Genomic DNA, 24,604 nt, shown 5'->3' with positions numbered 1-24,604 from the left:
CGGCCACTCCGTCCGCCCCGGCGACCCCATGCTCGCCGAGCGGCCCCACCGTCAGCCCCGCGCGGCGGCAGTCGCCCACGATGTCCGGCAGGGCGGCCAGGGTGGTCCGCCAGCTGTCCGGGGCGCAGGCGTGGTCGGTGTCGTGCAGCAGGACCGTGCCGCCTCCCCGCAGATCCGCCGCGACGGTCGCGTGCACCGAGGCAGGGGTCGCGTCCTCCTGCCAGTCCTTGCCCCACGCCGTCCACAGCACCGGCCGCAGCCCGGCGCGGCGGGCTGCCGCCCAGCGCCCGGAGGTGAGGATGCCGTAGGGCGGGCGGTACCAGCGCGGAGCCCGTCCGGCGACCTCTCCCACCGCATGCGCGGCACGCAGCAGTCGGCGTACGTCCCGCGCCGGCGCCGGCAGCCAGGGGCGGTCGTGGGTCCAGCCGTGGACGGCGAGTTCGTGCCCGCGCCGGGCCAGCTCACGGGCCGGCACCGGGTGGCGTACGACGTTCTCGCCCAGGACGAAGAAGGTCGCCCGCACGCCGAGCGCGTCCAGCGCGTCGAGGAAGTGCGGCGTGGACCTGGGATCGGGTCCGTCGTCGAAGGTGAGGGCGACGTGGTCGGGGCGGCCCTGTCCGGCCAGCCCCGGGAACCGGCGCCGGCGCAGTTCCGGCAGCCACGTCGCGGCGGGGCCGATGTGGGCCAGCGCGGCGACGACGGGCGCGGCGGCGTACACCGCCCGTCCGGCATGAATCCCCTCACGCATCCGTGGTGCCTCCTGTCCCCCCGGCGATTCGGTCATGGCCCCCGATGTTCCCGATTCCCCAGACCCGACCGGGGCCCGTCCCGTGCCGCCGGCGTCGTGTCCCAGGCACCGTGGACCGACGGCGCCCGCGCCAGTCCCACGCTGCCGAGGCCGATCAGCGCCATGCCGATCAGCTCGGGCAGCACCCGCACCCCGAGGGCGATCTGTTCGCCGAACAGGGCGGAGCCCAGGGCTACGCTGGTCAGCGCGTCGCCGAGGGTCAGCGCCGGCTGCGACGCCGCGAGGGTGCCCGCCCGCAACGCGCTCTGCAGCAACAGGAAGCTGACCACGCCGACCACCGCCGTGGCGTACAGCGGCCACTGGGTCAGCAGGGCGCCCACCCCCTGGGGGAACCGACCGGTGACCTCCTTCAGCAACGCCGCCGTACCCCCGAACCCCACCGCGGACGCCGACCCGAACAGCGCGGCGCGGGGAGCGCCCCGCACCAGGCTGCCGACCGAGGCGAGCGACGCCACCACGACGAACAGCGCAAGGCCGGCCCAGCCCCACCGGCCGGGGGTCGCGGTGCCGTGGCCGGTCGACGGCGCGGCGGCGCCCAGGAAGAGCGCGAGCCCCACGGCCAGGGCCACGAAGGCCAGCCAGGTCCGCGAGTCGGGACGCCGGTGGAAGACCATGCTGCCGACCATCAGGGTGAACAGCAGCTCGGTGGCCATCAGCGGCTGGACGACGGCCAGACTGCCCACCGCCAGCGCCGCCGCCTGCAGCACCGTCGTCAGCGCGAGCAGCGCCGCCCCGCCCACCCAGTACCGGTCGCGCGCCAGCCGCGGCAGCGAGCGCAGCACCGCGTGGGCGGCACCGGCCCGGTCCTCGTCCTGCGCCGCGGCCCGGCGCTGCAGTACCGACGCCGCCGCGTTGGACAGCGCCGCGAAGAGGGCCAGGACGACGGTGAGGACACTCACCGCCGCGCACTCCCACTCATCCGAATCGCGCGGCCAGCCGCCGGTACACCCCCGGAGCCGCGCCCCGCACCCGGCACGGCACCCGCAGCCAGCCCGGCACGTACACCTCGTCCCGGCCCCGCACCACCGCGGTACGCACCGCTTCGGCCACGCGCTCGGCGGACACCGGACGCGGCCTGGAACGCTGGTAGGGGGCGCCGCGGCGTTCGAAGAACGGTGTGTCGACGACACCGGGCACCACATGGGTGACCCCCACGCCGGTGCCCCGCAACTCGTAGCGCAGAGCGTCCGCGAAGGCGCCGACCGCGGCCTTGGCGGCGGAGTAGACGGCCTCGTCGCGCACCCCCACACTGCCCGCCAGCGATCCGATGAGCACCACCCGCCCCGACCCCGCCTCCACCATCCCCGGCAGCAGCAGCCGCACCAGTCGCAGCGTGGCCAGCACGTTGATGTCGAGCACCTCGTCGATGCGGTGCGGGGGCATGTCCAGGAACTCCCCGGCCCAGCCGATCCCGGCCCCGGCCACCAGCAGGTCCACCGGGCCCACCGTGGCGAGCGTGAAGTCGGTGAGCTGCCGGTCGGCGCCGGGCAGGGTGAGGTCCGCGGCGAAGGCGGTGGCCGACGCGTCCGCGGCGACCTCCCGCAGCCGGCCCGCGTCACGCCCGCTGAGCACCAGTCGCCAGCCGCCCTCCTCGCCCAGCCGCCGGGCCACGGCCGCGCCTATGCCGGAGGAAGCCCCCGTCACGAGTGCCGTGCGCGTCTGCGTGTCCCGCACGCCGACGGGCTCCCGCCGGGGCCTGGCGTGGTCCGCGTCGGGAGCGACGACCTGCGGCCCGGGAACGGCCCGGGGACGGGAGAACGCAGACACCATGACGACCACCTTGGCTCGGGGCGGACGCGGAGGAGGCGACCGACCAGGCGGTCGGGCTCCGCGTCCGGCCGGACGGGCGGTCATGGAGTATCCCTGGCGGAACACCCGAAACACCCTAAACACCCGAAACGCCAAGATCATCGGTGCTTTGGTACTCAGTGGCCGCTTTGGTGACCAGTGGTTCTGACCAGCGGTGGTTCTGACCAGCGGTGTTTCTGAACAGCGGTGTTTCTGAACAGCAGTGCTCTGAACAGCCGTGCTCCGGACAGCAGTGGTCCGCAGCGGCAGCGGTTTGGAACATGCCGGCAGGGCAACCTGGACCGCCGTGCATCCTCACAGCTCATCGACGCCCCACCGGCCCACGGGCCCGCGCGCCCCGCAGGACGGCAGCCGTCTGCTGGTGGTCAGTGCGAGCATGGGCGCCGGGCACGACACGGTCGCCGCCGAACTGGTCCGCCGGACCCGGGAGCGCGGCGGCGACGCCCTGGCCGTCGACGTCCTCGCGCTGCTGCCGTACGGCCTGGGCCGCGCGCTGCGGCACTTCTACCGCGGGTCGGTACGCCACTTCCCCTGGGCGTACGCCGTCCTGTACCGCCTCTTCCTGCGCCCCGGCGCAGGACGCCGCCCGAGCGGCACGCCCCTGGCCCGGCTCGCCGGCGACCGGCTGCGGAAGCTGGTCGAGCGCACGGGAGCGGACGTGGTGGTCCCCGTCTTCCACCTCGGCGCCCAGCTGACCGGCCATCTCCGCGCCCGTGGTCTGCTGCCGGTGCCCAGCGTCGTCCTCGTGATCGACTTCGCCGTCCACCGGCAGTGGCTCCACCCCGGCAACGACCACTACCTGTGTCTCACCGAGGACGCGGCGCACGAGGTGCGGGAGTACACCGGCACGTCCGCGGGGACGTGCGGCCCCGTCGTGGCTCCGGAGTACTTCGCCGACGCTCCCGGGGCGGCCGGGTGGCACGGGCTGTTCGACCGGCTCGGTCCCGGGCGGCCCGCCGTCGTCCTGTCCGCCGGCGCCTGGGGAGTCGGCTCCCACCTGGACACCACCGTCCGGCTCCTGAGGGACCACGGTTTCCTGCCGGTCGTACTCTGCGGCGACAACGAGCGGCTGCGCCGCGCACTGTCCGGCACACCGGGCGTGGTCGCGCCGGGCTGGGTGACGGACATGCCCGGCCTCCTGCACGCGGCCCGCGCCCTCGTCGACAACGCGGCCGGCCAGACCGCCGTCCAGGCGCTCGCCGCCGGACTGCCGGTCGTGGGGCACCGCCCGATCCCCGGCCACGGCGCGGACGGCGTCCGGCGGATGGCCGCGCTGGGAGTGTCGGAGGTCGCCGAGGACGACACCGCGCTGCTCGCCGCACTGCGGCGGCTCACCGCCCCGGGCCCGGCCCGGCGGGAGCGGATCGCCGCCGGACACGCGCTGTTCACGGACGACGCCGTGACCCGGGTGACGGCCCTTGCCGACGCCGAGCGCGCACGCCGGTGAGACCGCGCCCGTTTCCCCGGCCCGGGCGGTGGGCACCCGGCCCGGAGCGTGAACCGGCGGAAGGAGGAAGCCGTGCGGCTCGACGAATTCCTGACCCTGGTCCGCGACCGCGGCGAGTACCACAGCAAGGAGGAGGCCGAGCAGGTCAGTACGGCCGTCCTGTGGGTGATCGCGTCCTGCATCGCCCAGGACGAGGCGGCCGACCTGGCCTCCGACCTGCCCGCACCCCTGGACGACGCGCTGCGCCTGGAGCGCGGGCGTCCCGAGACCTTCGGCCGCGAGGAGTTCCTGCGGCGGGTGGCGCAGCAGACCGGCGCCCGGCCCCGCACCGCGGAGTGGGACGCGGGCGCCGTGCTTTCCACCCTCACCGAAGCGGTGCCCGGCGAACGTGTGGACCATCTCCTGGCCGACCTGCCGGCGGACTGCGCCGACCTGTTCGGCGGACCGGCAACGCGCTGAGAGCGGCCCCCACCACGCGTTGCGGACGGCCGGAACAGGGCACCCGCTCTCCGGCCGAGGACCCGAGGACCCGAGGACCCGAGACGTCCCACGAGGAGGCATCGATGATGGACGGCGAGGAGCCCTACGACGGCGGGGAGGACACACCGCTCGGCGGGTACGCGGCGCTCGCGACGACCTTCGCGGCGGGGGCCGGCGTGCTCGCCGTGACGGCGCGGCGCCGTGGGCTGCGACTGCCCGACGCCGTCCCCGTCTGGGACGTGGCCCTGCTGGGGACGGCGACGTTCAAAGCCTCCCGGCTGCTGACCAAGGACAAGGTCACCAGCTTCCTGCGGGCGCCGTTCACCCGCCGCGAGCGCGAGAGCGACGCCAACGAGGTGATGGACGCCCCGCGCGGCACGGGCCTGCGCCGTGCCGTCGGTGAGCTGATCTCCTGCCCCTTCTGCACCTCCGCCTGGGTGGCCGGGGGACTCGTCGGCACCTACGCCGTCGCGCCCCGGGCCGGGCGGCTGCTGTGCGCGGGACTGACCGCCGTCGTGGTGTCGGACTGGCTGCAGTACGCGTGGAGCCTGACGGAGCAGAAGTCCGAGGGATGAGCGAGCAGTGAACGAGAGGCCGGGAAAGGGCGGCCTGCGTACGGGGCGTGCGCGCGCCCGCCGGGACGGTCAGTCGCGTGCGGCACGCTCGGCGCGCTCCGCGTGCAGCTTCTTCACGCGGGCCGACTCCTTGCGGACGTCGGCCTGGACGGCCTGCTCCCGCTCCAGCCACTCGGGGCGTTCCTGCTTCAGCGTCTCGATCTGCTCCGTGGTGAGCGGTTCGGTGACCCCGCCCCGGTGCAGGCCCGCGATGGACACGCCCAGCTTGGCCGCCACCACCGGACGCGGGTGCGGCCCGTCGCGTCGCAGGTCGCGCAGCCACGCGGGCGGGTCGGTCTGCAGCGCGTTCAGCTCGGCGCGTGTGACGACGCCCTCCCGGAACTCGGCGGGTGTGGCCTCGAGGTACACACCCAGCTTCTTCGCCGCGGTCGCGGGCTTCATGGTCTGGGTGTTCTGGTGCGACGTCATGGTGTCTAGGGTATCGAGCATGTGAGCGGTCCCCGACCACGCCCGGTAACCTGGCCGGGTGACAGGCTCGCAAGACCCCCCCTCGTTCCGGCTCGCATACGTCCCGGGGGTGACACCCGACAAATGGGTGCGCATCTGGAACGAGCGGCTGCCCGGCGTCCCGCTGTCCCTGCACCAGGTGCCCGCCGCCGAGGCGAGCGGCGTGCTGCTGGGCGGTGACGCCGACGCCGGGCTGGTGCGGTTGCCCGTCGACCGGACCCTCCTCAGCGCCATCCCGCTGTACACCGAGACCACGGTCGTGGTGGTCCCCAAGGACCACCTGGTCACCGCGGCCGACGAGGTGACCGTCGAGGACCTGGCCGACGAGATCGTGCTGCACCCCTTGGACGACGTCCTCGGCTGGGAGCGGCCGCCGGGCCGGCCCGCCTTCGAACGCCCCGCCACGACGGCGGACGCCGTCGAGCTGGTCGCGGCCGGGATCGGCGTGCTGCTCGTGCCCCTGTCGCTGGCCCGGCTCCACCACCGCAAGGACCTCACGTACCGGACGGTGACCGACGCCCCCGGGTCGAGCGTGGCGTTGTCCTGGCCGGAGGACGCGCACACGGACCGGGTGGAGGACTTCATCGGGATCGTCCGGGGCCGGACCGTCAACAGCACCCGGGGCCGGCAGTCCGCGCCGGCGTCCACGGGCGAGCGCACCGAGAAGGCCGGCGCGCGGCGCGGACCGGTGGCCTCGAAGCAGACCGGCGGCGCGCGGCGCGGCGCCGGCGGCGGCACGAAGAGTGGCGGCACGAAGAGTGCTGGCCCCAGGAGCGGCAACCCCAAGGGCGGCGGCACGAAGGGCGGCGGCAGGCGCGGCAAGCCCCGCGGCCGCTGACCCCTCCGCGACCGACCCCCGTGTCAGCGGACCGTCGGCCCGGGCGTCGGTGCCGAGGGGTCGACGTCCGGCCTGGGTGGGCTGCGCCTCGGCCAGGTCCGGCGGGGCCGACTGCTGGAAGTTGACCTGGTCGAAGTTGACCAGTCCGTTCTTCTCCAGCACGGTGACGTGGTCCAGCACGGTGTCGTTGGCCTGGTCGGCCGGCTGCCGGACCGGGAGGATCTGGCCGTGCGTGATGCGCATGATGCCGACCGCGACACCGCCACCCGTCGGCCCCGTCAGCCGGCGTACGACGCCTTCTGCGCGGTCCTCACCACCCGCTCGCCCTCGTCGCGCCCGAGCAGCCCGGCCGTCACCCACGCGTCCACCGTCGACCGTACGTGCGTCACCAGCGTGGCCTTGCCGCGGAACGGAGCCGCGGCCCAGATCTCGTCGAGCAGCGTGGTGCCGTCCTCCTTCGCCGGGTTGGCGACGCCCGAGTCGGTGCCGCCGAGGACCACCCGGGGCTCCGAGCGGCGGAAGTAGGCGTGCGTCGGGTCCTCGGTCCCCTCGGCGAACGGCGCCCACTCGGTGCCGTCCAGCGTGTAGTGGAGCGGTCGGCCGGACACGGGGGTGAGCGTGGGCAACAGATCGCCGGAGAGTCCCGCGTTGCGGTACAGGCCGCACTCCAGGAGATCGGTGCCCGGGTCACGGGCGACCAGGTTGACCGGGCCGTAGAACAGGGCCTGCAGGGACGGGTCGTCGAGGGCCTTCTCCACCCGCAGCCGGAAGGGGATCCGGACCCGCACGGTGTCGCCCCGGCGCCAGCTCCGGGACACCGTGAAATAGCTGCCCGGCGTCGGAGTGCCCTGGACGGCACGGCCGTTGACGGTGACCGAGAACCCGGCGCCGGCCCAGGACGGCACCCGCAGCCGCAGGGCGAAGGACGCGCCGGAGCCGCCGATGGTGAGGGTGCTGCCCTGCTCCCGGGGATAGTCCGTGGTCTGGGTGACGGTGACGCCGCGCTCGGCCCAGGTCAGCGTGGAGCGGCTGTAGAGGTTGACGTACAGGGCGCTGCCGTCGGCCGCGGCGAAGTACACCGAGTCCTGGTACTTGGTGGCGCTCTCCATGCCGGTGCCCTCGCAGCAGGTCGTGCCCTGCTTGGGCGTGTAGTCGCGCACATGACCGGGCGTCAGCCCGATGAAGTAGGTGACGAGCGGCTTCTCGGCGTCCGGCGCGTCCTGTTTGGAGCCGAGCACCTGGTTGTACAGGGCCCGCTCGTAGTAGTCCATGTACGCCGGGTCCTGGTCGTGGAAGAAGAGCGTCCGGCTCAGCTTGAGCATGTTGTACGCGCAGCAGCTCTCCGCCGTGGTCGCGCCGATCGTGCCGGCGATCACGTCCCGGGCCTTCCAGAACTCGCCGGCGCTGGTGCCGCCGATGGCGTACATGCGGTGGGGTACGACCATGCCCCAGAAGTTCTTCGCCGCGGTGAGGTAGCGCTCCTCGCCCGTCTCGTCGTACAGCCGCACCAGGCCGGTGAAGATCGGTATGTGCTGGTTGGCGTGCAGGCCGTCGAGGACGTCGGTGTCCGTGGCACAGGCGTCGATGAGCCGGTCCAGGTCGAACAGCCGGGCCAGCGCGAGGTGTTCCGTCCTCCCGGTGACCGCGTGCAGATCACAGATCGCCTCCACGATGCCGCCGAACTCACCACTGGAGAAGATGCCCCACATGCGTTGCAGGGTGGCTGCCGGCAGTACGGACAGCCGGGAGTACATCCAGTCGCACATGCCGGACGCGAGGTCCAGCGCACGCTCGTCGCCGGTGGCGAGATGGGCGTCCAGCAGACCGCGGAGGATCTTGTGCGCGGTGTAGTACGGCGCCCAGACCCTGGCGTAGTCGCTGCCGGTCATCGACTCCAGCTCGATGAACTGCGTCTCCGGGTACGCGGCGAGGAACCCGGGGTGGCTGGGCCCGCCCCAGGTGCGGCGCAGCGTGGCGGTCAGGCCCCGGCCGGAGGAGTCCGCGAAGGTGCCGCCCCCGGTCTCGTCGAAGGCGTACGACGCCAGGTCGCCCCGGCCCGCCGGTGTGTCGGCGGCGCGGCTGTCCCGCAGCGCGCCGATCTCGTCGGGGCTCAGGGCGCGCGACCAGACGTTGAACTCCTCGAACGCGCCCGCGAAGACGGGGTCGGCGCGGTAGTGCGACCTGCCGAGCCAGTGGTGGGCGAGCGGGCCGAGGGTGGCGGGGGTCAGGGACATGCCCGTGTTGCGCGCCACGGCCGTTCCGTCGACGTAGAGGGTCCCGGTGCCGTCCGCGAGGGTCACGGCCAGGTGGCTCCACTCGTTCAGGGGCAGTGCGGCCGTGCCGTCGAGGCCCTGCTCGCCTCCGGCGCCGCTGTCCGTGATGGCGAAGCGCGGCTCGCCGCGGGCGTTGCGGGCGGCGAGGTAGAGGTAGCGGTTGGTGTCGTCGCCGAAGTCGAGGACGCGGGCCCAACTGCCGTCGTGGGTGGGTTTCACCCAGGCGGCCAGCGTGATCTCCGGGGTGTCGCCGAGGACGCCGGCGGGGAGGTCGACGTACTTGTGGGAGCCGCGCACGTTCTCCGCGGCGCCGCCGAAGCGGCCGTCCGTGCTCAACACCACCGGGTCGTGCCGCAGGGCCTCGCGTACGTCGGTCAGCGCGCCGACCATGGTGCCGATCCGCTCGGCGAAGACGCGCTCTCCCGTGCTGCGGTACGCCTGGGACAGCATGGTCAGGAAGTGGCCGGTGTAGTGGCCGCGGAGGTTGCCGTTGGCCTCGCCGTCCAGCCCCTCCCAGCCGCCGGGGGCGACGGCGCCGAGGGTGGAGAGACCGGCGTTGGCGCGGAAGACCTGGAGCAGCCGGTTCACGTCGTAGCCGCGGGCGTGGTCCAGCATCAGCCGCCGCTTGTCGGCGAACACGCCCGGGCCGAGCGTCACGTCCTCCAGCTCGAACGGTCGTACGGACCAGGTCGCCGGTGCCGCGAGGTTCGCGGGCGCGGCCGGTGTCCGTGGTGCGGTGCCGGGCCGGCCGCTCGCCGCGTACGAGACCGCGGGCGTTCCCGCGGCGACCGCCGTGGCCAACAGGAAGGTCCGCCGGGAGAGGGGCGCTGCCATGTGCTCCTCGTTTCTTCGGTTCTTCGGTTCTTCGGTTGTTCCGTGGGGGCGTGACATCGGGTCGAGGTGTTCGACGTGTGCGTTCGAAATATCGACCACTGTTCGGAAGGTCGCCCAGAAGATAGGCAAGGGGCCCGGGAGCGTCAACGGTACTGACGAGTAGGGGCGGATGCGGGTGCCGGGTGCGGGTGCGGTCCGCGGCGGGCGCGGTCAGGAAGACCGCGCCGCCCGCACGAGCCAGTCGTACGCCGCCCGCGCGGTGAACTCCCGCTGTCCGCCGCGCAGCAGCAGGCCTGCGGTGGCGAACTCCGTGGCGTCGGCCTGTGCGGCGACGTAGGGGATCGCGATGCAGCGCATTCCGGCAGCGTGCGCGGCGGCGGCTCCCGGTGCGGCGTCCTCCAGGACCACGCAGTCGGCGGGGTCCGCCCCGAGCCTGCGGGCCGCCTCCAGGAAGACGTCGGGGGCGGGCTTGCCGTGCGCCACCTCGTCGGCCGAGACGACCGTGCGCAGATACGCGTCCAGCCCGGTCCGGGCGAGGATCGTCCCGATGGCCTCGGGTGACGACCCCGACGCCACGGCCAGTGGGACGCCCTCACCGGCCAGCAGTTCCACGAACTTCCGCATCTCGGGGTACGCGCGCGCGGAGGTGCGGGCCAGCTCCAGGTAGTGGCGGTTCTTGACGGCGAGCAGTTCCTCCACCGGGGCCCGCAGGCCGTACCGCCGCTTCCAGTCGGCGACCGTCTCCTGGGTGCTGATGCCCACGTAGCCCTCGTGGTCGGCCCAGGTGAAGTCGGGGACGCCGTACTCGGCGAGGGTCCGCCGGCCCGCTTGGTAGTAGTTCGGCTCGCTGTCCACGAGTGTGCCGTCGAGGTCGAAGACGACCGAGATGCCGCCGAGAGTGCTCATGGACCCAGGATGCCAAGGCTCATTTCCGTGCCGTGCGCCCGATCGACTCCACCAGGGGCAGCAGCCGGTGCGGCACGCGTTCGCGCAGTGCCACCTCGCTGCGGGTGCGGACCACCCCGGGCAGGCTGATCAGCTTCTGGACCACGTCCTCCAGATGCGCGTTGTCGCGGGCCACGACCCGGGTCAGCAGGTCGCCGCCGCCCGTGATGGAGAAGGCCTCGACGATCTCCGGGACGGCTGCCAGCGCCTCGCCCACCTCGTCCAGGTGGCCCTGGGTGACCTCGATGTGCACGAACGCCAGCACCGGGTGGCCCAGCGCGGCGGGGGAGAGGGCGGGTGCGGTGCCGGTGATCACGCCGTCGCGCTCCAGACGGTCGAGCCGGGCCTGGAGTGTCCCGCGGGCGATCCCGAGGAGGCGGGCGTACTCGCGCACGCTGGTGCGCGGCTGCTCCAGCAGCAGCCGCAGGATGCGGGTGTCGAGTTCGTCGACGGCCATGGCGCCCGGTTCCCTTCGTCGGCCGTTGGCTCTTCGGTGGCTGTGAGATCGCCGTGATCACTGTACCAATGGCTCAGTTCTGAAGGTGCCTCTTGAGCCACTGGCGGTCGGGATGCTGATATGGAGGAGTCGATGGCGCTGCGGATCCCGCGGCGCCTTTTTCATGCCGATGACCGGGCGGGTGACGACCGGTTCACGAAGGGGGCGGTACGTAGTGCTCAAGCGGCTGTTCATGAGCCCGGACCCGGGACGGGCGCGGCTGCGGTTCGCCGCGCGGGCCGTCCTCGGCATCGGCCTGGCCGTCGTCGTCTGCGGCCTGGCCGGCACCTCTCTCGTGGGCGCCGTCATCGGCGGGCTCGCCGCGCTGCTCGCGCTGTTCACCGTCACCGACGCCACCGTGCGGGGGCAGGCGGTCACCACCGCGCTGCTTCCGGTCGTCGGGCTGCCGGTGCTCGCCGCCGCGGCCGCGCTGCACGACCACCCGGTGGCCCGGGACCTCACCTTCCTCGCCGTCGTCGGCGCGGGCGTGTACGCCCGGCGCTGGGGGCCACGCGGGCACAGCCTCGGCGTGTTCGCGTTCATGACCTTCTTCATCGCCCAGTTCCTGCACGCGACCACGGACCGGCTGCCCGAGATGTACGCCGCCGTCCTGCTGGCCGTGGCCGCAGCCGCGGTGGTGCGCTTCGGCCTGTGGTGCTACGAGCGCCGGCTGCCCGCGCCGGTGGCCCCCGCGCCGCCCGCCGGCACCGGGCTCGCCCGCATCACCACCCGCCAGGCCGTCCAGGCCACCGCGGGCGCCGGTTTCGCCCTGGTCGTGGGCCAGATGGTGTCCGGCGACCGCTGGTACTGGGCCGTCGGCGCCACCTGGTGGGTCTTCGTCAACACCACCTCGCGCGGCGAGACCCTGGTCCGCGGCTTCCGCCGGGTCCTCGGCACGGTCATGGGGATCGGCCTCGGCTTCCTGATCGCCGTCCCGCTGGCCGGTGCCGCGGTGCCCTCCGCCGTACTCGCCGCCGCCTGCGTCTTCGGCATCTTCTACACCGCCGCGGTCTCCTACACCTGGATGATGCTCTGCGTCACCCTCCTCGCCGAGCTGCTCTACGGCCTCCTGGGCGTCCTCAGCCCCGGACTGCTCGCCCTGCGCCTCGCCGAGACCGGGGTGGGGGCGCTCGGCGCCGCACTCGCGGTGCTCTTCGTCCTGCCCGTGACCACCCACGCCGTCAACGACGCCTGGATCCAGCGCGCCCTGCGCTGCGTGCACGCCTGCACCGCGGAGGCCGCCGCCCGCCTCTCCGGAACCGAGGACGCCGATCCGGCGCCGCGGGTGGCCGAACTGGAGCAGCTGCTCGGCCGGGTCCGGCTGTCGCTCGCCCCGCTCGTGCACCCGCTGAACCCGATGTACCGTCGCAAGCGGCGCGCCCGCCGGGTGCTCTCCCTGCTCGACGACTGCGCCCGGGAGATCCGCGGCCTGGTCGCCGTCGCCGCCGACCCGGAGGCCTCGCACGACGCCCGGCTGGCCGCCGCCTGCTGGCGTGTAGAGGCCGCGGTCGAGGCGCTCACCGGCGGCGGAGCCGTCCCCGCCCGCGCGGACGGGCCGCTCGCCGCCGAACCCGCGCTGGCCCACCTCCACGGCCTGGAACGCGCCCTGGCCGAACTCGCCGCGCCCCTGCGGAGCCCCTCCGGGTCGCCCCTGGTCGGTGCGTGAGCGGGCCGGTCCCACGCCACGCCACCCATTTGGTCTAGACCGCGAGTGATCGACTGCTACCGTCGCTCCTGGGCAGACGATCAGTCGGTACTCGACGAGGCGCCGGACGACGCGGCGCGACGCGGCGCGCGGCAGCGCGAAGCGGGACGAGAGGGGTCAGCGGTGGCAGACGGCGACAGGCGGAAGCGGCGGGCGTTCATCGGGTCGTTCACGGCGGCCGGCGGTCCAGGGATCCTGGCCGTGGCCGTCGCCCCCGACAACGGCGCGCTCACGGTCGTCAGCGGCACGGACCGCCTGCCCGACCCCTCCTACCTGGCCCTCGCGCCCGACGGGGAGACGCTCTACGCCGTCAGCGAGCGGGCCGAGGGCGCGGTGGCCGCCTTCCGCGTGACCGGGGACAGGCCCGAGCCGGCCGGGCGGCCGGTGCCCGTGAACGGCGACGGGCCGACCTATCTGAGCCTGTACGCCGGGCACGTCCTGACCGCCAACTACGGCTCCGGGAGTGTCACCGCCGTGCCCGTCCGCTCCGACGGCACCCTCGCCCGCACCCCGACCGGCGTCCTGCAGCACACCGGCTCGGGCCCGCACGCCCAGCGGCAGCAGGGGCCGCACGCCCACCAGGTGCAACCCGACCCGAGCGGGCGCTGGGCCGTCAGCGTGGACCTCGGCACCGACTCGGTGCGGGTCTGCGGACTGACGGACGGCGCACTCGTCGTGCACCGGGAGGTCGCGCTGCGCCCCGGCTCGGGTCCGCGGCACCTGGCCTTCCACCCGGACGGCTCCCACGCCTACGTGGTCAACGAACTGGCGCCCACCGTCACCGTCTGCCGCTGGGACGCCGCCGACGGCGTGCTGCAGCCCCTCACCGAGGTACAGGTGCTGACCGGGGTTCCGGAGGGCGACGCCTACCCGTCCGGCATCGTGGTCTCGCCCGACGGCCGCTTCGTGTGGACCGCGACCCGCGGCGAGGACGTCCTGTCCGTGTTCGAGGTGGAGCCGGACGGGCTGCGGCTCTTCGGGACGGTGCCCTGCGGCGGACACTGGCCGCGGGCCCTCGCCGCGTCGGACGGCTTCCTGTACGTGGCGAACGAGCGCTCCGGAGACGTGACCTGGTTCGCGCTGGACCCGGAGACCGGTGTGCCCCGGCGCGGCGGTTCACTCGCGGTACCCGCGGCGTCCTGCGTGGTCTTCGACTGACCCGGCACCGGGCCGGCGCGCCCGGCGCAGGGGGACTCGGCTTGTCCGCGGATGCTCTCCAAGGTCCGGTGGTGGCTCGCATGTCCGGCCCGCGGCCGGCGGGGGTTCCCGGCGCAGGTGTGCTCGCTTGTCCGTGGATGCTCTCGAAGGTCCGGTGGTGGCTCGCATGTCCGGCCCGCGGCCGGCGGGGGTTCCCGGCGCAGGTGTGCTCGCTTGTCTGTGGATGCTCTCGAAGGTCCGGTGGCGGCCCGCACGTCTGGCCCGCGGCCGGCCGGCCCGCGCGCCGCACGGCACGACGAAGGGCCCGCTCCGATACCCGAGCGGGCCCTTTCGGTCGTGCGCGTCACCCTGGCGTGCGCCCCACGCCTCAGCGGACCGGCGTGCCCTGCGGCTGCTGCGGCGAGATACCGAGCGCCGTGGTGTACTTCGCCAGCGTCAGCTTCCCGATCGCGGGGTAGGGGCCGAGCGGCTCGGCGGTGGAACAGCCCGCCTCCTTGGCCGCCTCGTCCAGCAGGCTCGCCTCGATCTCCGGACCGATCAGGTACGGGGCGAGCGCCAGCTGCTGCGAGCCCGAGGACCGCAGCTGCTCGGCCACGGACGCGATCGAGCCCTCCTCGTCCAGGGCCGCAGCCATCACCGGCACGGCGAGGCGGGCGGCGAGCAGCATGCCGGTGATCCCGGCCGCCTGGACGGCCTCGTCACCGCCCACGGAGGCCAGGATGATGCCGTCCGCGGCGGTCGCCACGGTGAACAGGCGGGCACGGTCGGCGCGGGCCAGCCCGGCCTCGGAGAGCCGCACGTGCAGCGCCTCGGCGAGCAGCGGGTGCGGGCCGAGCACATCGGTCAGCTCGGCCGCGATGCTGCTGTCCATGACGGCCTGCCGGATCCGGCGCAGCAGCGCGCTGTCCGGGCCGGCGAGCAGCGGCACGACGACGGCGACGGGGCCCTCCGGCTCCTTCACGTCCATCCCGGCGGCGCGTGCATGCTCGTAGCGGGCGGTGCGCTCCTCGGCGGCACGCACGAGGACGGTCGGCAGGGGGAGGAACTCCTCGTCCTCCCCGTCGAGCCAGCCGATCCGGGCGTCGAGGCCGGGCAGCTCGGAGCGGGCGATGCTGATGACCTCTTCGGCGAGGCCGCGGGTGGCGCTACTGGGCGTGCCCGGCACCGCGAGGACGAGCGCGGGCGCGCCCTCGGGAGCCACCAGGGGTTCGGGACGGCGGTGCCGTCCGGGCTGGCGGGGGCGCGGCATTCGTACTGGCAGGCCGGACGCGGGCCCAGTGGAGGAGCTCATGGCGCCGCATGTTACTGGTTTCCGGGGTTTCCCCGTTCGGGGAGGGTACGGCTGAGCGGTATCCGTCCGGTTTTGTCTGATGAGTGATGTACGGATCGGCCGACATCGGCACGATTCACCTCGTTGGCGGACCGATTCTCAGCCGTCGGGCACGGTCGTCACCCATAGCATCCTGTCGTCCCTCGGGAGGGTGAGCGAGCCGGTCGCCAGGTCGGTCGCGATGCGGACCGAGCCGTGCAGCGGATCACCCTCCGCGGCCGCCCGCTGAGCGTGCGGCAGCCGCTTGGCCAGTTCCTCCGCCAGCGGTACGACGAGGGGGTCGCCCATCTTCAGCAGACCACCGGTGACCGCGACGCGGGGCTCGCCGCCGGTGGGGCAGACCGCGGCGGCAGAGTCGGCCATGTGCGCGGCGGCGGCCCGCAGCACGTCCGTGGCGACGGGGTCGTCGGCGGCGGCGCACGCGGCCACCTCGGGCGCGAAGGAGGCGAGGACGGCGGGACGGTCGGGGCGCGGATACAACTGGCCGGGCAGTCCCGCCACCGGGCCGAACCGCTCCTCGGCCCGGGCCAGCAGCGGGGCGGAGCCGCCCCGGCGCCCGTCGTGGGCGCGCAGCGCCGCCTCCAGGCCGGCCCGCCCGATCCAGGCGCCGCCGCCGCAGTCGCCCAGCAGATGCCCCCAGCCGTCCGCCCGGCGCCAGCGGGCGAGGTCGGTTCCGGTGGCGATCAGGCCGGTGCCGGCGGCGACCACGGCGCCGGCCCTCGGACCGAGGGCGCCCACGTACGCGGTGACCGCGTCGGCGACGAGGGCGACCGTGCGCGCCCCGAACTCCCGGGCCAGCGCGCCCGGCAGTTCGGCGCGCAGGGCGTCACCGAGGGTGGCCAGTCCGGCGGCGCCCACGACGACGGTGCCGAGCCGGGACACGCCGGTCTCGGCGGTCAACGCCCTGGCCATCGGTACCAGTTGCGCCATCAGATGTCCGGGGTCGATGCCCCGCGCCCCGGTGCGGACGGGCTCGCGCGACGCACGCCGCCCGAGCCGACCCCGCCCGTCGTCACCGGCTGTGCCCATGACGACGCGCAGGCCCGAGCCGCCGGAGTCCACGGCCAGGAAGCCGACGCTCACGGCAGGCGCCAGTCGACCGGCTGACCTCCCAGCCGCATCAGCAGGTCGTTGGCCCGGCTGAACGGACGGGACGTAGGGGCATGACGTCGGCGGCGTGGGCGGATCACTGGACTCGACGTGCCTCTCTTGTTCCGGAGGACCTGCTGCGGGATGTGCTCGTCACTCTGGCAGAAGACGAGGAGGAAGAGTAGTGCCGCTGGATGCGGGGCGGGGCGGTTGGTTCGCGGGACTTGTCCTTCACGCGCACCAGTAGAGTGAGGGCTCGTGGCACCACGACCTCTTCATGAACTTGTCGAGCCGGGCTGGGCGAAGGCCCTGGAACCGGTGGCCGAACGCGTCGCCTCCATGGGCGCCTTCCTGCGGACCGAACTTGCGGCGGGCCGTACGTATCTGCCCGACGGGCCGAATGTCCTTCGCGCCTTCCAGCAGCCTTTCGACGACGTGCGCGTCCTCGTCGTGGGACAGGACCCCTATCCCACGCCCGGGATGGCGATCGGCCTGAGCTTCGCCGTCGCCCCGGAGGTACGTCGTCTGCCCGGCAGCCTGATCAACATCTTCCAGGAACTGCAGAGCGACCTCGGCCTGCCCGGCCCGTCCAACGGTGACCTCACCCCATGGACCCGGCAAGGGGTGCTGCTGCTGAACAGGGCGCTGACCACACGGCCGAACAGTCCCGGCTCGCACCGGGACAAGGGCTGGGAAGAGGTCACCGAGCAGGCGATCCGCGCCCTCGCCGAGCGGGGAAAGCCCTTGGTCTCGATCCTGTGGGGCCGTGACGCCCGCAACCTGCGCCCCCATCTCGACCGCTATCCGGTGATCGAGTCCGCGCATCCCTCACCCCGCTCCGCCGACCGGGGATTCTTCGGCTCCCGCCCTTTCAGCCGCGCCAACGACTTCCTCACCCGGCAAGGTGCAGCGCCGGTGGACTGGCGTCTGCCGTGACGAACCGCCGGCGCCTTCCCCGCCCGGAGTGGCTGTCCGGACGGGGCCGCGCCGACGCCTGAGACGCGTTCCCTGCCGGGGGCCGTCACAGGACATCTCCCGGGAGGTGCACTGGGACCCGGGGCCGCTCCGGTCGTCCGGCGGGGAACTGACGCCGTGACACCGCAGGTCGTCGCTCTCGATGAAGCGCCGCGGGGCGGACGACCTCGAGGGGGAGCTTCTGCTCCGCGACCTGACGAGTCCGGTCGGGGAAGGCCCTTGCCGCGGGTTCGACGCTGAAGCGGTCTTCCACCTCGCGGAGCGGTCCGCCGGTCGTCGTCAGGGTGGGGTCGCCGAGGAGGCCGGTTGCGTATTCTCGCCCGTGAGTTGAGCGGAGACACCTCATGGGGGGGACATGTGGGGGGAAGAGAACAGTCCGCGGGGAGCGCGGGTCATTGTCTGTCTGATCTCTGTCGGCTTCTTCGTCGCATCGGTGGCGGCAACGGCCGCCAACCGTGACGGACTTGCTGACCTGGTGGTGGGGTCAGCCATCCTGGTGGCAACCCTGGGCCTTCATCTGCGCCACTCCGCCCCAGCGGCGGTGCGCCGGCGCAAGCCCTGGTGGCCGTGGTCGTTCGTCGCGCACGCGGCCTTGACCTACGCGCCGTACTGCTTCTTCCAGGACACCTGGGTCGGTATTCCGGGGTCCCTCGCCGCCGCGGTGCTGCTCACCACGCCCATGCCGCACGCGTGGATCGCCTTCGCCGTGCTGGTCGGCCTTCAGGTACCCCTGTCCCTGGTCATCGGCGAGACGACCGGCCAGAGCCTCAATTCGGCGGTCTCCCACGCGGTGGGTGGCCTGGCCCTGTTCGGCGTGGTGCGCCTCGCGGATCTCGCCGAGGAACTGCAGGCGGCCCGTGCCGCACTGGCACAGCGGGCCGTCGACCGTGAACGGCTGCGCTTCGCCCGCGACCTGCACGATCTGTGCGGTTACTCACTGACGGCGGTGGCGCTCCAGTGCGAAGGGATCCAGGGGCTCGTACGCAGCGATCCTCAGCGCGCCCACGAGGAGTTGGGCCGGACGCAGGCCCTCGCACGGCACGCTCTGTCGGAGGTACGGGCCGTGTCCGCCGGATACCGGAAGCTGTCCCTGGAACGGGAGGCGCGGACGATTGCCGCGCTGCTGGAGTCCCTCGGTGTCACCGTCGACGTCCAGCTGGCCGACTCCCCACTGCCGGTGCCCGTCGACGAGACACTGGCCATCGTGGTCAGGGAGGGCGTCACCAACGCGCTGCGGCACAGCAAGGCTCGGCACTGCGCGATCCGCCTCATCGTGGGCCATGAGCAACTGGGCGGAGTGTGGGCGCGCCTGGAGGTGACCAACGACGGGGTCGCTTCGGGCGAGGTGAGACGGGCTCGGTCGGACTCCCCTGATCTGAAGGGACTGGGCGGCAGCGGTCTGCACAATCTCCGCGAGCGGGTCACGGAACGGGGCGGCAGGCTGAGCGCGGAGGCGGATGGCATGGGTGGCTACCGGATCGCGGTGGCCCTGCCCTTCGCAGGGCAGGACAGATCCGCCGAAGCCTCCACGGCGTTCGCCACGCTTGCGTCCGTCCCCGAGGGGAAGACCGGTCGGCTGTGACCGGTCCCGAGGGATCCACCATGCCGCATGCCGGCGGTCTCCCCCGTCCGGCCGACGCGCCGGGCCGGTCGCGCCGGATCCGAACGGCGGCGTTCTGAGCCGAAGGTGAGGTCAGGAGACGGCCTTGGCCAGCCCGTCGGCCGCGGCACGCCGCATGGCTGTGCGGCCGACCATGGTGACCGTCAAGACGGTCACCATGGGTGCCCCGGCGGCCAGGGCGGTCAACGGTCCCACAGCGAGGGCGGGGACGGCCGAGCCGGTGAGCGCCGTACTGAGCGGCACCAGCACCGCCGCGCACACCAGCGTGGCCAGCGCCAGCGCGACCACGCAGGTGAGCAGGGCCTCCCAGGCCAGTACCCGCAACACCTGCGCGGACTGGGCGCCGGCCAGCCGCAGCAGAGCCAACTCCCGTCTGCGGCCGGCCGTCGTCATGCCCAGGGTGTTGACGACGGCGATGGCCGTGAACGCATTGATCATGGCCAGCAGCAGGAGGACGAACAGGTCGGCCGCATCCGTGGAGCCCGAACCGCTCTTGGCGTCCTCCGTCGCTCCACCGCCGACCCGGGTTCCCGGGAACTGCGCGGCGAGGGCCTCCAGCCCTTGCTGGACACCGTCACGATCGGCTCCGGGAGCGGTGCGTACGAGGACGGTGCTCTCCAGGGGATCGGCCGCGTGCCGGGCCGCCGAGGCATGCGGCAGCAGCGCGTCGGCGAACCCCTGGTCACGGGAGTAGACGGCCGCGACGCGGAAGGTGTCCCGGGTTCCGTCGTCCCAGTCGACGCGGACCGGGTCGCCCACCGCCACGTCCAGCTGTCGTGCCGCGCTGTCGCCGAGCGCCACGGAAGTCGCACCGAGCCGGGCGACCGAGCCCGCGCGGACCCCCAGGTCGAGCAGTTCCGGTACCGCCTCCGCCCGTACCGCGACCAGACGCGCGCCGACGACTGCCTCGGCGCCGCCTTCATCGGCGTCCGCCCGGCTCAACTCTCCGTACAGGGACAGTTGCCCGGACGCCGCCGCCACTCCAGGCAGTCGGGCGGCCCGCTCCGCGTAACCCGGCGCGATGCCCGGCCCGGTCGAGGTCACCACATGGTCGGCGAGAAGGCGCTGCCGTTCCGCTCGCTGCGCGCCCTCCGCCGTGATCACCGGTACACAGAGCAGTGTGCCGGTGAAGGAGAGGGCGAGCACGAGCGGTGTCACGGTGGACGCCAGCCGTGCGTTCTGCTGCCGGAGGTTGCGGACGGCCAGCGCGCCTTCCATGGGCAGGAGCGGTTTCAGGGGAGTCACCACAACGGCGCCGGCGGCACGGCAGAGCAACGGAGCCAGCAGCGCCACCCCGACGATCAGGACCAGCACCATGCTCTCGGCCGTCCCGCCGCCCCCGTCCAGGCGGCCCGAGGCCACCGCGCCCAGGCAGGCACCCGCCCCGGCCAGCACGCACACGCCGAGCAGCACACGCCGCCACCCGATCCCCGGGGCAGGTGCGGCCGACTTGCGCAGCACCTCCACCGGCCGCACCCGGGACGCGCGTCGGGCTGCGGCGAACGACGCGAGCTGGGCGACGACCGCGGCCAGGACGACGGTCAGCCAGGGCGCGACCGGCCCCACGGACAGGGCGAACGACGGGGGCAGGACCTCCCCGTCCACCAGCACCCGGTGCAGGAGCAGCGCCACACCGATGCCGCCCGGTACACCGACGAGCGCCGCTGCCGCGGTCACCAGAAGGGCCTCCATGGCGATCATCCGACGGATCTGCCCCTTGGTGGCCGCGACGGCCCGCAGCAGACCGATCTCGGTCAGCCGTCCGGCGACCGCGAGCGACAGCGTGCCGGAGATGACGAAGGCCGCCAAGAAGAGCGACAGTGCTCCGAAGGTGCCGACGAGCGAGGAGAGCACCGACGCGGGGGACGGCACGTTCCAGAACTCCGCGTCCGCCCGCCCCGCGCCGGAGGCGACCACGACCGGCGCGCCGGCGTTTCCGTACAGGGCCGTGACGTTCTGTTCCACCTGCCGCCGCAGCTGTGCCGTGTCCGCTGCCGCCTTCGCCAGCACGCCGACGGCCCGGACCGGCTGGGCGGAGCCCGCGAGCCGCTCCGCCTCCCGGGGCGTGTGGAACACCGCGTACTGGCGGGCCGGTTGCCGGGGAGGGTCGGCGACACCGGAGACACTGTATGCGCGCGGCCCGTCCGGGCCGGTCAGCCGTACGGTGTCGCCCGCACCGACGCCCAGGCGTCCGGCGAGGACGCCGTCCAGCACGACCTCCGCGTCGTCGGCGGGTGCGCGGCCCTGCCGCAGAACGAACGGGCCGAGGACGGCGCTCTCCCACGAGTGCCCCAGGGACGGGCCGCCCCAGGGCGCCTCGACCGGCTCACCGGACCCGTCCACCGCCGACACGGGGAACGACAGCTCCGGTACGGCTCGCTCGACGGACGACAGGGCGCTCAGCGCCGTCACAAGCGCCTGTGCCCGGGGCACGAAGGGCTGCCCGCCGACGACCACGTCCGTCCCCGCGTACCGCTCGGTGGGTGCGGCGGCCCGGGTGCCCGACTCCAGCAATACGGCGCACGCCGTCGTCATGACCAGGGCCAGGACGAGCGTCACGAAGCTCGCGGCCCAGCTTGCCCTGCGGCCCGAAAGGGTCCGCCATGCGAGTCGTATCACGGGTGCCTCTCGAAACGGACGGATTCTCTGGAGCGGGCGCTGAAACCGTATCGGAGATCTCCTGGTTACCGACGTCAGGCTCCTGCCAGGCAAGGGGTTTGGCCGATTCGAACAGCCTGAACCATGCGTTTTTCACGGTTCAACTTGGGTGTTGTGTACTGGTGGGGTCGTTCGTGAGTGTGAAATGTTTCCAGTCGTTCGAGGAAACCGAATGCGGGAGTACGAGAATCACGGGGGGACAGAAAGGTGCGGTACGACGCGTATTGCATGGTTGACCGAACGTTCTTCGACTCACCGGGGGAGGCGTACGAAGAGGAGTACGCCTTCGCCGCCGCGGGCCGGGAGCTGCCCGGGGGGTGGCTCCACGTCCGCCAGGACGACTGGCTTGTCTGCACCCCGGAAGGCACACGACGGCCGGCCCAGGGCTGGAAGATCCACGCCTCCGGGTGTCAGGACAACGCCGAGAAGATCCTCGACGCCGTCTGGGACTTCTGTGTACCCCGGGGAATACCGTTCAAGTTCTTGCGCGGTCACCACATCCTGCAGCTGCGGAACATGAAATACGCGCCCCGCGGGGCCAGCGGCAAATTGGTCACCGTCTACCCGGCGGACGAGGCGGAGCTGCGCGAGGTGCTCGAAGGCCTCGACGCCGTCGTCGGCGGGGAGCCCGGTGCGTACATTCTCAGCGATCTGCGCTGGAACCAGGGCCCGTTGTACGTGCGCTACGGCGGCTTCGTCGAACGTCACGTCGTCTCGGAGCGGGGCGTTCTCGAGCCCGCCATCGAGCGGCCCGACGGCACGCTCGTACCAGACCGGCGCCGGCCCGGCTTCCACGTCCCCGACTGGGTGACACTGCCGGAATTCCTGGCGCCGCACGCCGAGGCCCGGCACGCCCACTCCCTGGCCGGACTCCCCTACGTCGTCCGCCGTCCGGTGCACTTCTCCAACGGAGGCGGCGTCTACGTCGCCGAGGACACCCGCACCGGCACAGAGGTGATCCTCAAGGAGGCCCGCCCGTACGCGGGGCTGACGGCCGATGGGAGAGACGCGGTGACCCGGCTCCAGCGGGAGCGGGACATCCTCGAACGGCTCGCCGGTCTCGACACAGTCCCCGCGGTGCTCGACTACTTCACCGTGGGCGACCACCACTTCCTCGCCCAGGAGCTCATCGCGGGCAAGCCACTGAGCAAGTTCTTCGGCCAGAAGTACCCGGAGACCGGCCCGCGGGCCGACCCCGCCGAGATCGCCGGCTACACCCAGTGGGCGATGGACGTCTGCGCCGCGGTGGAGCGTGCGGTCGCCTCGTTGCACGACCGCGGGATCGTCTTCGGAGATCTGCACCCCTACAACGTCATGGTCGGCGACGACGGCAGGGTCGGACTGATCGACTTCGAGGTCGCGGCGCCGGTCGAGGCCGAGGCGGTACGGATGCTCGGGCACCCCGCGTACGCCGCCCCCCGCGACCGCACGGGCTTCGCGGCGGACACCTACGCCCTGGGCTGCATCAAGCTCGCGGTGTTCCTGCCGCTGACCGCGTTGTTGCGGCTGGACCTGGGCAAGGCAGCGGAACTGGCCGACGAGATCGCCGCACGGTTCCCGGTACCACAGGAATTCCTGGATGCGGCACTGCGTGCGATCCTCGGCGAGGACGCCGCTGTGGGCGCAGGCCCGGCCGAGGGCGGCGGGAGTGGCCGGCACAGCCGCCGTGCCGGTGAGCTCCGGGGGCGGGACGGCCGGCCGCCCCGCCCCCGGCCCGACCGGGAGAGCTGGCCCGCTGTACGCGGCTCACTGGCGGAAGCGATCCTGGCCAGCGCCACCCCGCACCGCGACGACCGGCTGTTCCCCGGCGACATCGCGCAGTTCAGCACGGGCGCGCTCAACCTGGCCCATGGCGCGGCGGGCGTTCTGTACGCCCTGCACGTCACGGGTGCGGGCCGTCACCGTGAGCACGAGCACTGGCTGCTGGAACGGGCACTGCGCAAGGAGCAGCGGGCCCGGATCGGCTTCTACGACGGGCTCCACGGGGTGGCGTACGCCCTGGACCGTCTGGGGCATCACGACGAGGCCAGGCGGGTCCTCGACCGGTGCATGGACGAGAAGTGGCAGCGCCTCGGCACGGACCTGTTCAGCGGGCTGGCCGGAGTGGGCCTGAACCTGCTCCACTTCGCCGGGACGACGGGGGAGCGCACCCTTCGGGACGCGGCCCTCGACGTGGCTCGCACCGTCGCCGAGCGGCTCGGGGGTGAGAGCGACGTACCGGAGGTGAGCGGCGGCGCTCACCCGAAGGCGGGCCTCATGCTTGGTTCGTCGGGGCCGGCCCTGCTCTTCGTACGCTGCTACGAGGCCACCGGTGAGGAAACGTTCCTGGACCTTGCGGCGACGGCACTCCGTCAGGATCTGCGCCGCTGCGTGGTCCGGGACGACGGAGCCCTCCACGTCAATGAGGGCTGGCGCTCGCTGCCGTACCTTGCCGAGGGCATCGCCGGAGTGGCCATGGTCCTCGACCTCTACCAGACTCATCGCGACGACGAACGCTTCCGGACGGCGGCCTCGGGCGCAGTGATCTCGTCCAGCTCCCAGTTCTACGTCCAGGCCGGACTCTTCAACGGCCGGGCGGGCATTCTCGCCCACCTCGCCGCCGTGTCCCCTCAGCGCGCGGCGTTCGGGGATCCGCGTGTTGCCGCGCAGATCGAGGCGCTGTCCTGGCACGCGCTGGAGTACCAAGGGCATCTCGCCTTCCCGGGGGAACAGTTGCTGAGGCTCTCCATGGACCTCGCGACCGGCTCCGCCGGCGTCATGCTGGCGCTCGGCTCCGCCCTGCACACCGAGCCGGTCCACCTGCCCTTCCTCGGTTCGCAGACGCCCGCCGGTGCCGCGGTCCAGAACCGGACCGTGTGACGCCCGACCCTTTGGACCTGCCCGCCGACCACGGGGGGCGCCCGCAACGCGGGCACGCGCATCCGCGCACGAAGGAGGTGATCTGTATGTCTCTGCTCGAACTTCAGGAGATGGAACTGTCCACCGAGTCCTCGGAGGAGACGGTGCTCGGCAGTGGTCAGAGCCAGCACTGCTCGGACGCCAGCTGGGTCTTCTGC

General features: G+C 73.2%; 19 protein-coding genes and 1 pseudogene. 9 read left to right on the top strand and 11 right to left on the bottom strand.

Going from position 1 to position 24,604, the window contains the following annotated elements:
• The 3 genes from RM812_RS10095 to RM812_RS10085 all read right to left on the bottom strand — a co-directional run.
• Nucleotides 1-748, bottom strand: a 748-nt coding sequence (locus tag RM812_RS10095; protein WP_311572085.1) for a polysaccharide deacetylase family protein, incomplete at its 3' end; no start/stop codon positions are given.
• 32 nt (nucleotides 749-780) lie between these two features.
• The gene (locus RM812_RS10090; RefSeq protein WP_311572084.1) at nucleotides 781-1,707 is read right to left on the bottom strand and encodes a DMT family transporter; all 927 of its coding nucleotides are present in this window, start codon (nucleotides 1,705-1,707) and stop codon (nucleotides 781-783) included.
• A 16-nt stretch (nucleotides 1,708-1,723) separates the two neighbouring features.
• On the bottom strand, nucleotides 1,724-2,578 hold the full coding sequence (locus RM812_RS10085) for an SDR family NAD(P)-dependent oxidoreductase (RefSeq protein ID WP_311572083.1): 855 nt from the start codon (nucleotides 2,576-2,578) through the stop codon (nucleotides 1,724-1,726).
• A gap of 325 nt (nucleotides 2,579-2,903) precedes the next feature.
• On the opposite strand from RM812_RS10085, the gene RM812_RS10080 reads away from it, so the two are divergent.
• From RM812_RS10080 to RM812_RS10070, 3 genes are all read left to right on the top strand, one after another.
• Nucleotides 2,904-4,064 carry an MGDG synthase family glycosyltransferase gene (locus RM812_RS10080; RefSeq protein ID WP_449657840.1) on the top strand — a complete coding sequence of 387 codons (1,161 nt, stop codon included), beginning with the start codon at nucleotides 2,904-2,906 and terminating at the stop codon, nucleotides 4,062-4,064.
• 72 nt (nucleotides 4,065-4,136) lie between these two features.
• Nucleotides 4,137-4,523 (top strand): DUF2267 domain-containing protein, encoded by a 387-nt coding sequence (locus tag RM812_RS10075; protein WP_311572082.1) that lies wholly within the window; start codon nucleotides 4,137-4,139, stop codon nucleotides 4,521-4,523.
• 104 nt (nucleotides 4,524-4,627) lie between these two features.
• Nucleotides 4,628-5,119 (top strand): DUF1360 domain-containing protein, encoded by a 492-nt coding sequence (locus tag RM812_RS10070; protein WP_311572081.1) that lies wholly within the window; start codon nucleotides 4,628-4,630, stop codon nucleotides 5,117-5,119.
• A 69-nt stretch (nucleotides 5,120-5,188) separates the two neighbouring features.
• Here RM812_RS10070 and RM812_RS10065 read toward each other — a convergent pair whose 3' ends face one another.
• On the bottom strand, nucleotides 5,189-5,587 hold the full coding sequence (locus RM812_RS10065) for a DUF5997 family protein (RefSeq protein ID WP_311572080.1): 399 nt from the start codon (nucleotides 5,585-5,587) through the stop codon (nucleotides 5,189-5,191).
• Between the two features lie 58 nt (nucleotides 5,588-5,645).
• Between RM812_RS10065 and RM812_RS10060 the strand changes: the two genes are divergently transcribed.
• On the top strand, nucleotides 5,646-6,464 hold the full coding sequence (locus tag RM812_RS10060; protein ID WP_311572079.1) for a LysR family substrate-binding domain-containing protein: 819 nt from the start codon (nucleotides 5,646-5,648) through the stop codon (nucleotides 6,462-6,464).
• 278 nt (nucleotides 6,465-6,742) lie between these two features.
• Here the strand turns inward: RM812_RS10060 and RM812_RS10050 are convergent, their stop codons facing one another.
• The 3 genes from RM812_RS10050 to RM812_RS10040 all read right to left on the bottom strand — a co-directional run bounded on the left by RM812_RS10050 (nucleotide 6,743) and on the right by RM812_RS10040 (nucleotide 10,973).
• A complete protein-coding gene (locus RM812_RS10050; protein ID WP_311572078.1) occupies nucleotides 6,743-9,571 on the bottom strand; it encodes a beta-L-arabinofuranosidase domain-containing protein in 2,829 nt (942 codons plus the stop codon).
• A 210-nt stretch (nucleotides 9,572-9,781) separates the two neighbouring features.
• Nucleotides 9,782-10,477: an HAD family hydrolase gene (locus RM812_RS10045; RefSeq protein WP_311572077.1), complete on the bottom strand. Its 696-nt coding sequence runs from the start codon at nucleotides 10,475-10,477 to the stop codon at nucleotides 9,782-9,784.
• Between the two features lie 19 nt (nucleotides 10,478-10,496).
• A complete protein-coding gene (locus tag RM812_RS10040) occupies nucleotides 10,497-10,973 on the bottom strand; it encodes an Lrp/AsnC family transcriptional regulator (RefSeq protein WP_311572076.1) in 477 nt (158 codons plus the stop codon).
• Between the two features lie 214 nt (nucleotides 10,974-11,187).
• Here RM812_RS10040 and RM812_RS10035 point away from each other — a divergent pair, with 214 nt between their 5' ends.
• Nucleotides 11,188-12,678, top strand: a complete 1,491-nt coding sequence (locus tag RM812_RS10035; protein WP_311572075.1) for an FUSC family protein — start codon at nucleotides 11,188-11,190, stop codon at nucleotides 12,676-12,678.
• 162 nt (nucleotides 12,679-12,840) lie between these two features.
• Nucleotides 12,841-13,875: a lactonase family protein gene (locus RM812_RS10030; RefSeq protein WP_311572074.1), complete on the top strand. Its 1,035-nt coding sequence runs from the start codon at nucleotides 12,841-12,843 to the stop codon at nucleotides 13,873-13,875.
• Between the two features lie 367 nt (nucleotides 13,876-14,242).
• On the opposite strand, the gene RM812_RS10025 is transcribed toward RM812_RS10030, so the two are convergent.
• The 3 genes and pseudogenes from RM812_RS10025 to RM812_RS10015 all read right to left on the bottom strand — a co-directional run.
• Nucleotides 14,243-15,166 carry a sirohydrochlorin chelatase gene (locus tag RM812_RS10025; RefSeq protein ID WP_311572073.1) on the bottom strand — a complete coding sequence of 308 codons (924 nt, stop codon included), beginning with the start codon at nucleotides 15,164-15,166 and terminating at the stop codon, nucleotides 14,243-14,245.
• A 138-nt stretch (nucleotides 15,167-15,304) separates the two neighbouring features.
• Nucleotides 15,305-16,288 (bottom strand): N-acetylglucosamine kinase, encoded by a 984-nt coding sequence (locus RM812_RS10020; RefSeq protein ID WP_311572072.1) that lies wholly within the window; start codon nucleotides 16,286-16,288, stop codon nucleotides 15,305-15,307.
• Nucleotides 16,285-16,359 (bottom strand): annotated as a pseudogene (locus RM812_RS10015) (uracil-DNA glycosylase); the annotation flags it as partial. The pseudogene RM812_RS10015 and the gene RM812_RS10020, both read right to left, overlap by 4 nt.
• Before the next feature lie 193 nt (nucleotides 16,360-16,552).
• On the opposite strand from RM812_RS10015, the gene RM812_RS10010 reads away from it, so the two are divergent.
• Together RM812_RS10010 and RM812_RS10005 are read left to right on the top strand one after the other, a co-directional pair.
• A complete protein-coding gene (locus RM812_RS10010; protein ID WP_311572071.1) occupies nucleotides 16,553-17,230 on the top strand; it encodes a uracil-DNA glycosylase in 678 nt (225 codons plus the stop codon).
• Between the two features lie 472 nt (nucleotides 17,231-17,702).
• On the top strand, nucleotides 17,703-18,851 hold the full coding sequence (locus RM812_RS10005; protein WP_311572070.1) for a sensor histidine kinase: 1,149 nt from the start codon (nucleotides 17,703-17,705) through the stop codon (nucleotides 18,849-18,851).
• A gap of 111 nt (nucleotides 18,852-18,962) precedes the next feature.
• On the opposite strand, the gene RM812_RS10000 is transcribed toward RM812_RS10005, so the two are convergent.
• On the bottom strand, nucleotides 18,963-21,509 hold the full coding sequence (locus RM812_RS10000) for an FtsX-like permease family protein (RefSeq protein ID WP_311572069.1): 2,547 nt from the start codon (nucleotides 21,507-21,509) through the stop codon (nucleotides 18,963-18,965).
• 267 nt (nucleotides 21,510-21,776) lie between these two features.
• On the opposite strand from RM812_RS10000, the gene lanKC reads away from it, so the two are divergent.
• A complete protein-coding gene (lanKC, locus tag RM812_RS09995; protein WP_394816435.1) occupies nucleotides 21,777-24,407 on the top strand; it encodes a class III lanthionine synthetase LanKC in 2,631 nt (876 codons plus the stop codon).
• Nucleotides 24,408-24,604: the final 197 nt, after the last annotated feature.

The sequence above is a fragment of the Streptomyces lancefieldiae genome (assembly GCF_031845825.1).
Taxonomy (GTDB): Bacteria; Actinomycetota; Actinomycetes; order Streptomycetales; family Streptomycetaceae; genus Streptomyces; species Streptomyces lancefieldiae.
This window is presented reverse-complemented; position numbering and strand designations above follow the sequence as displayed.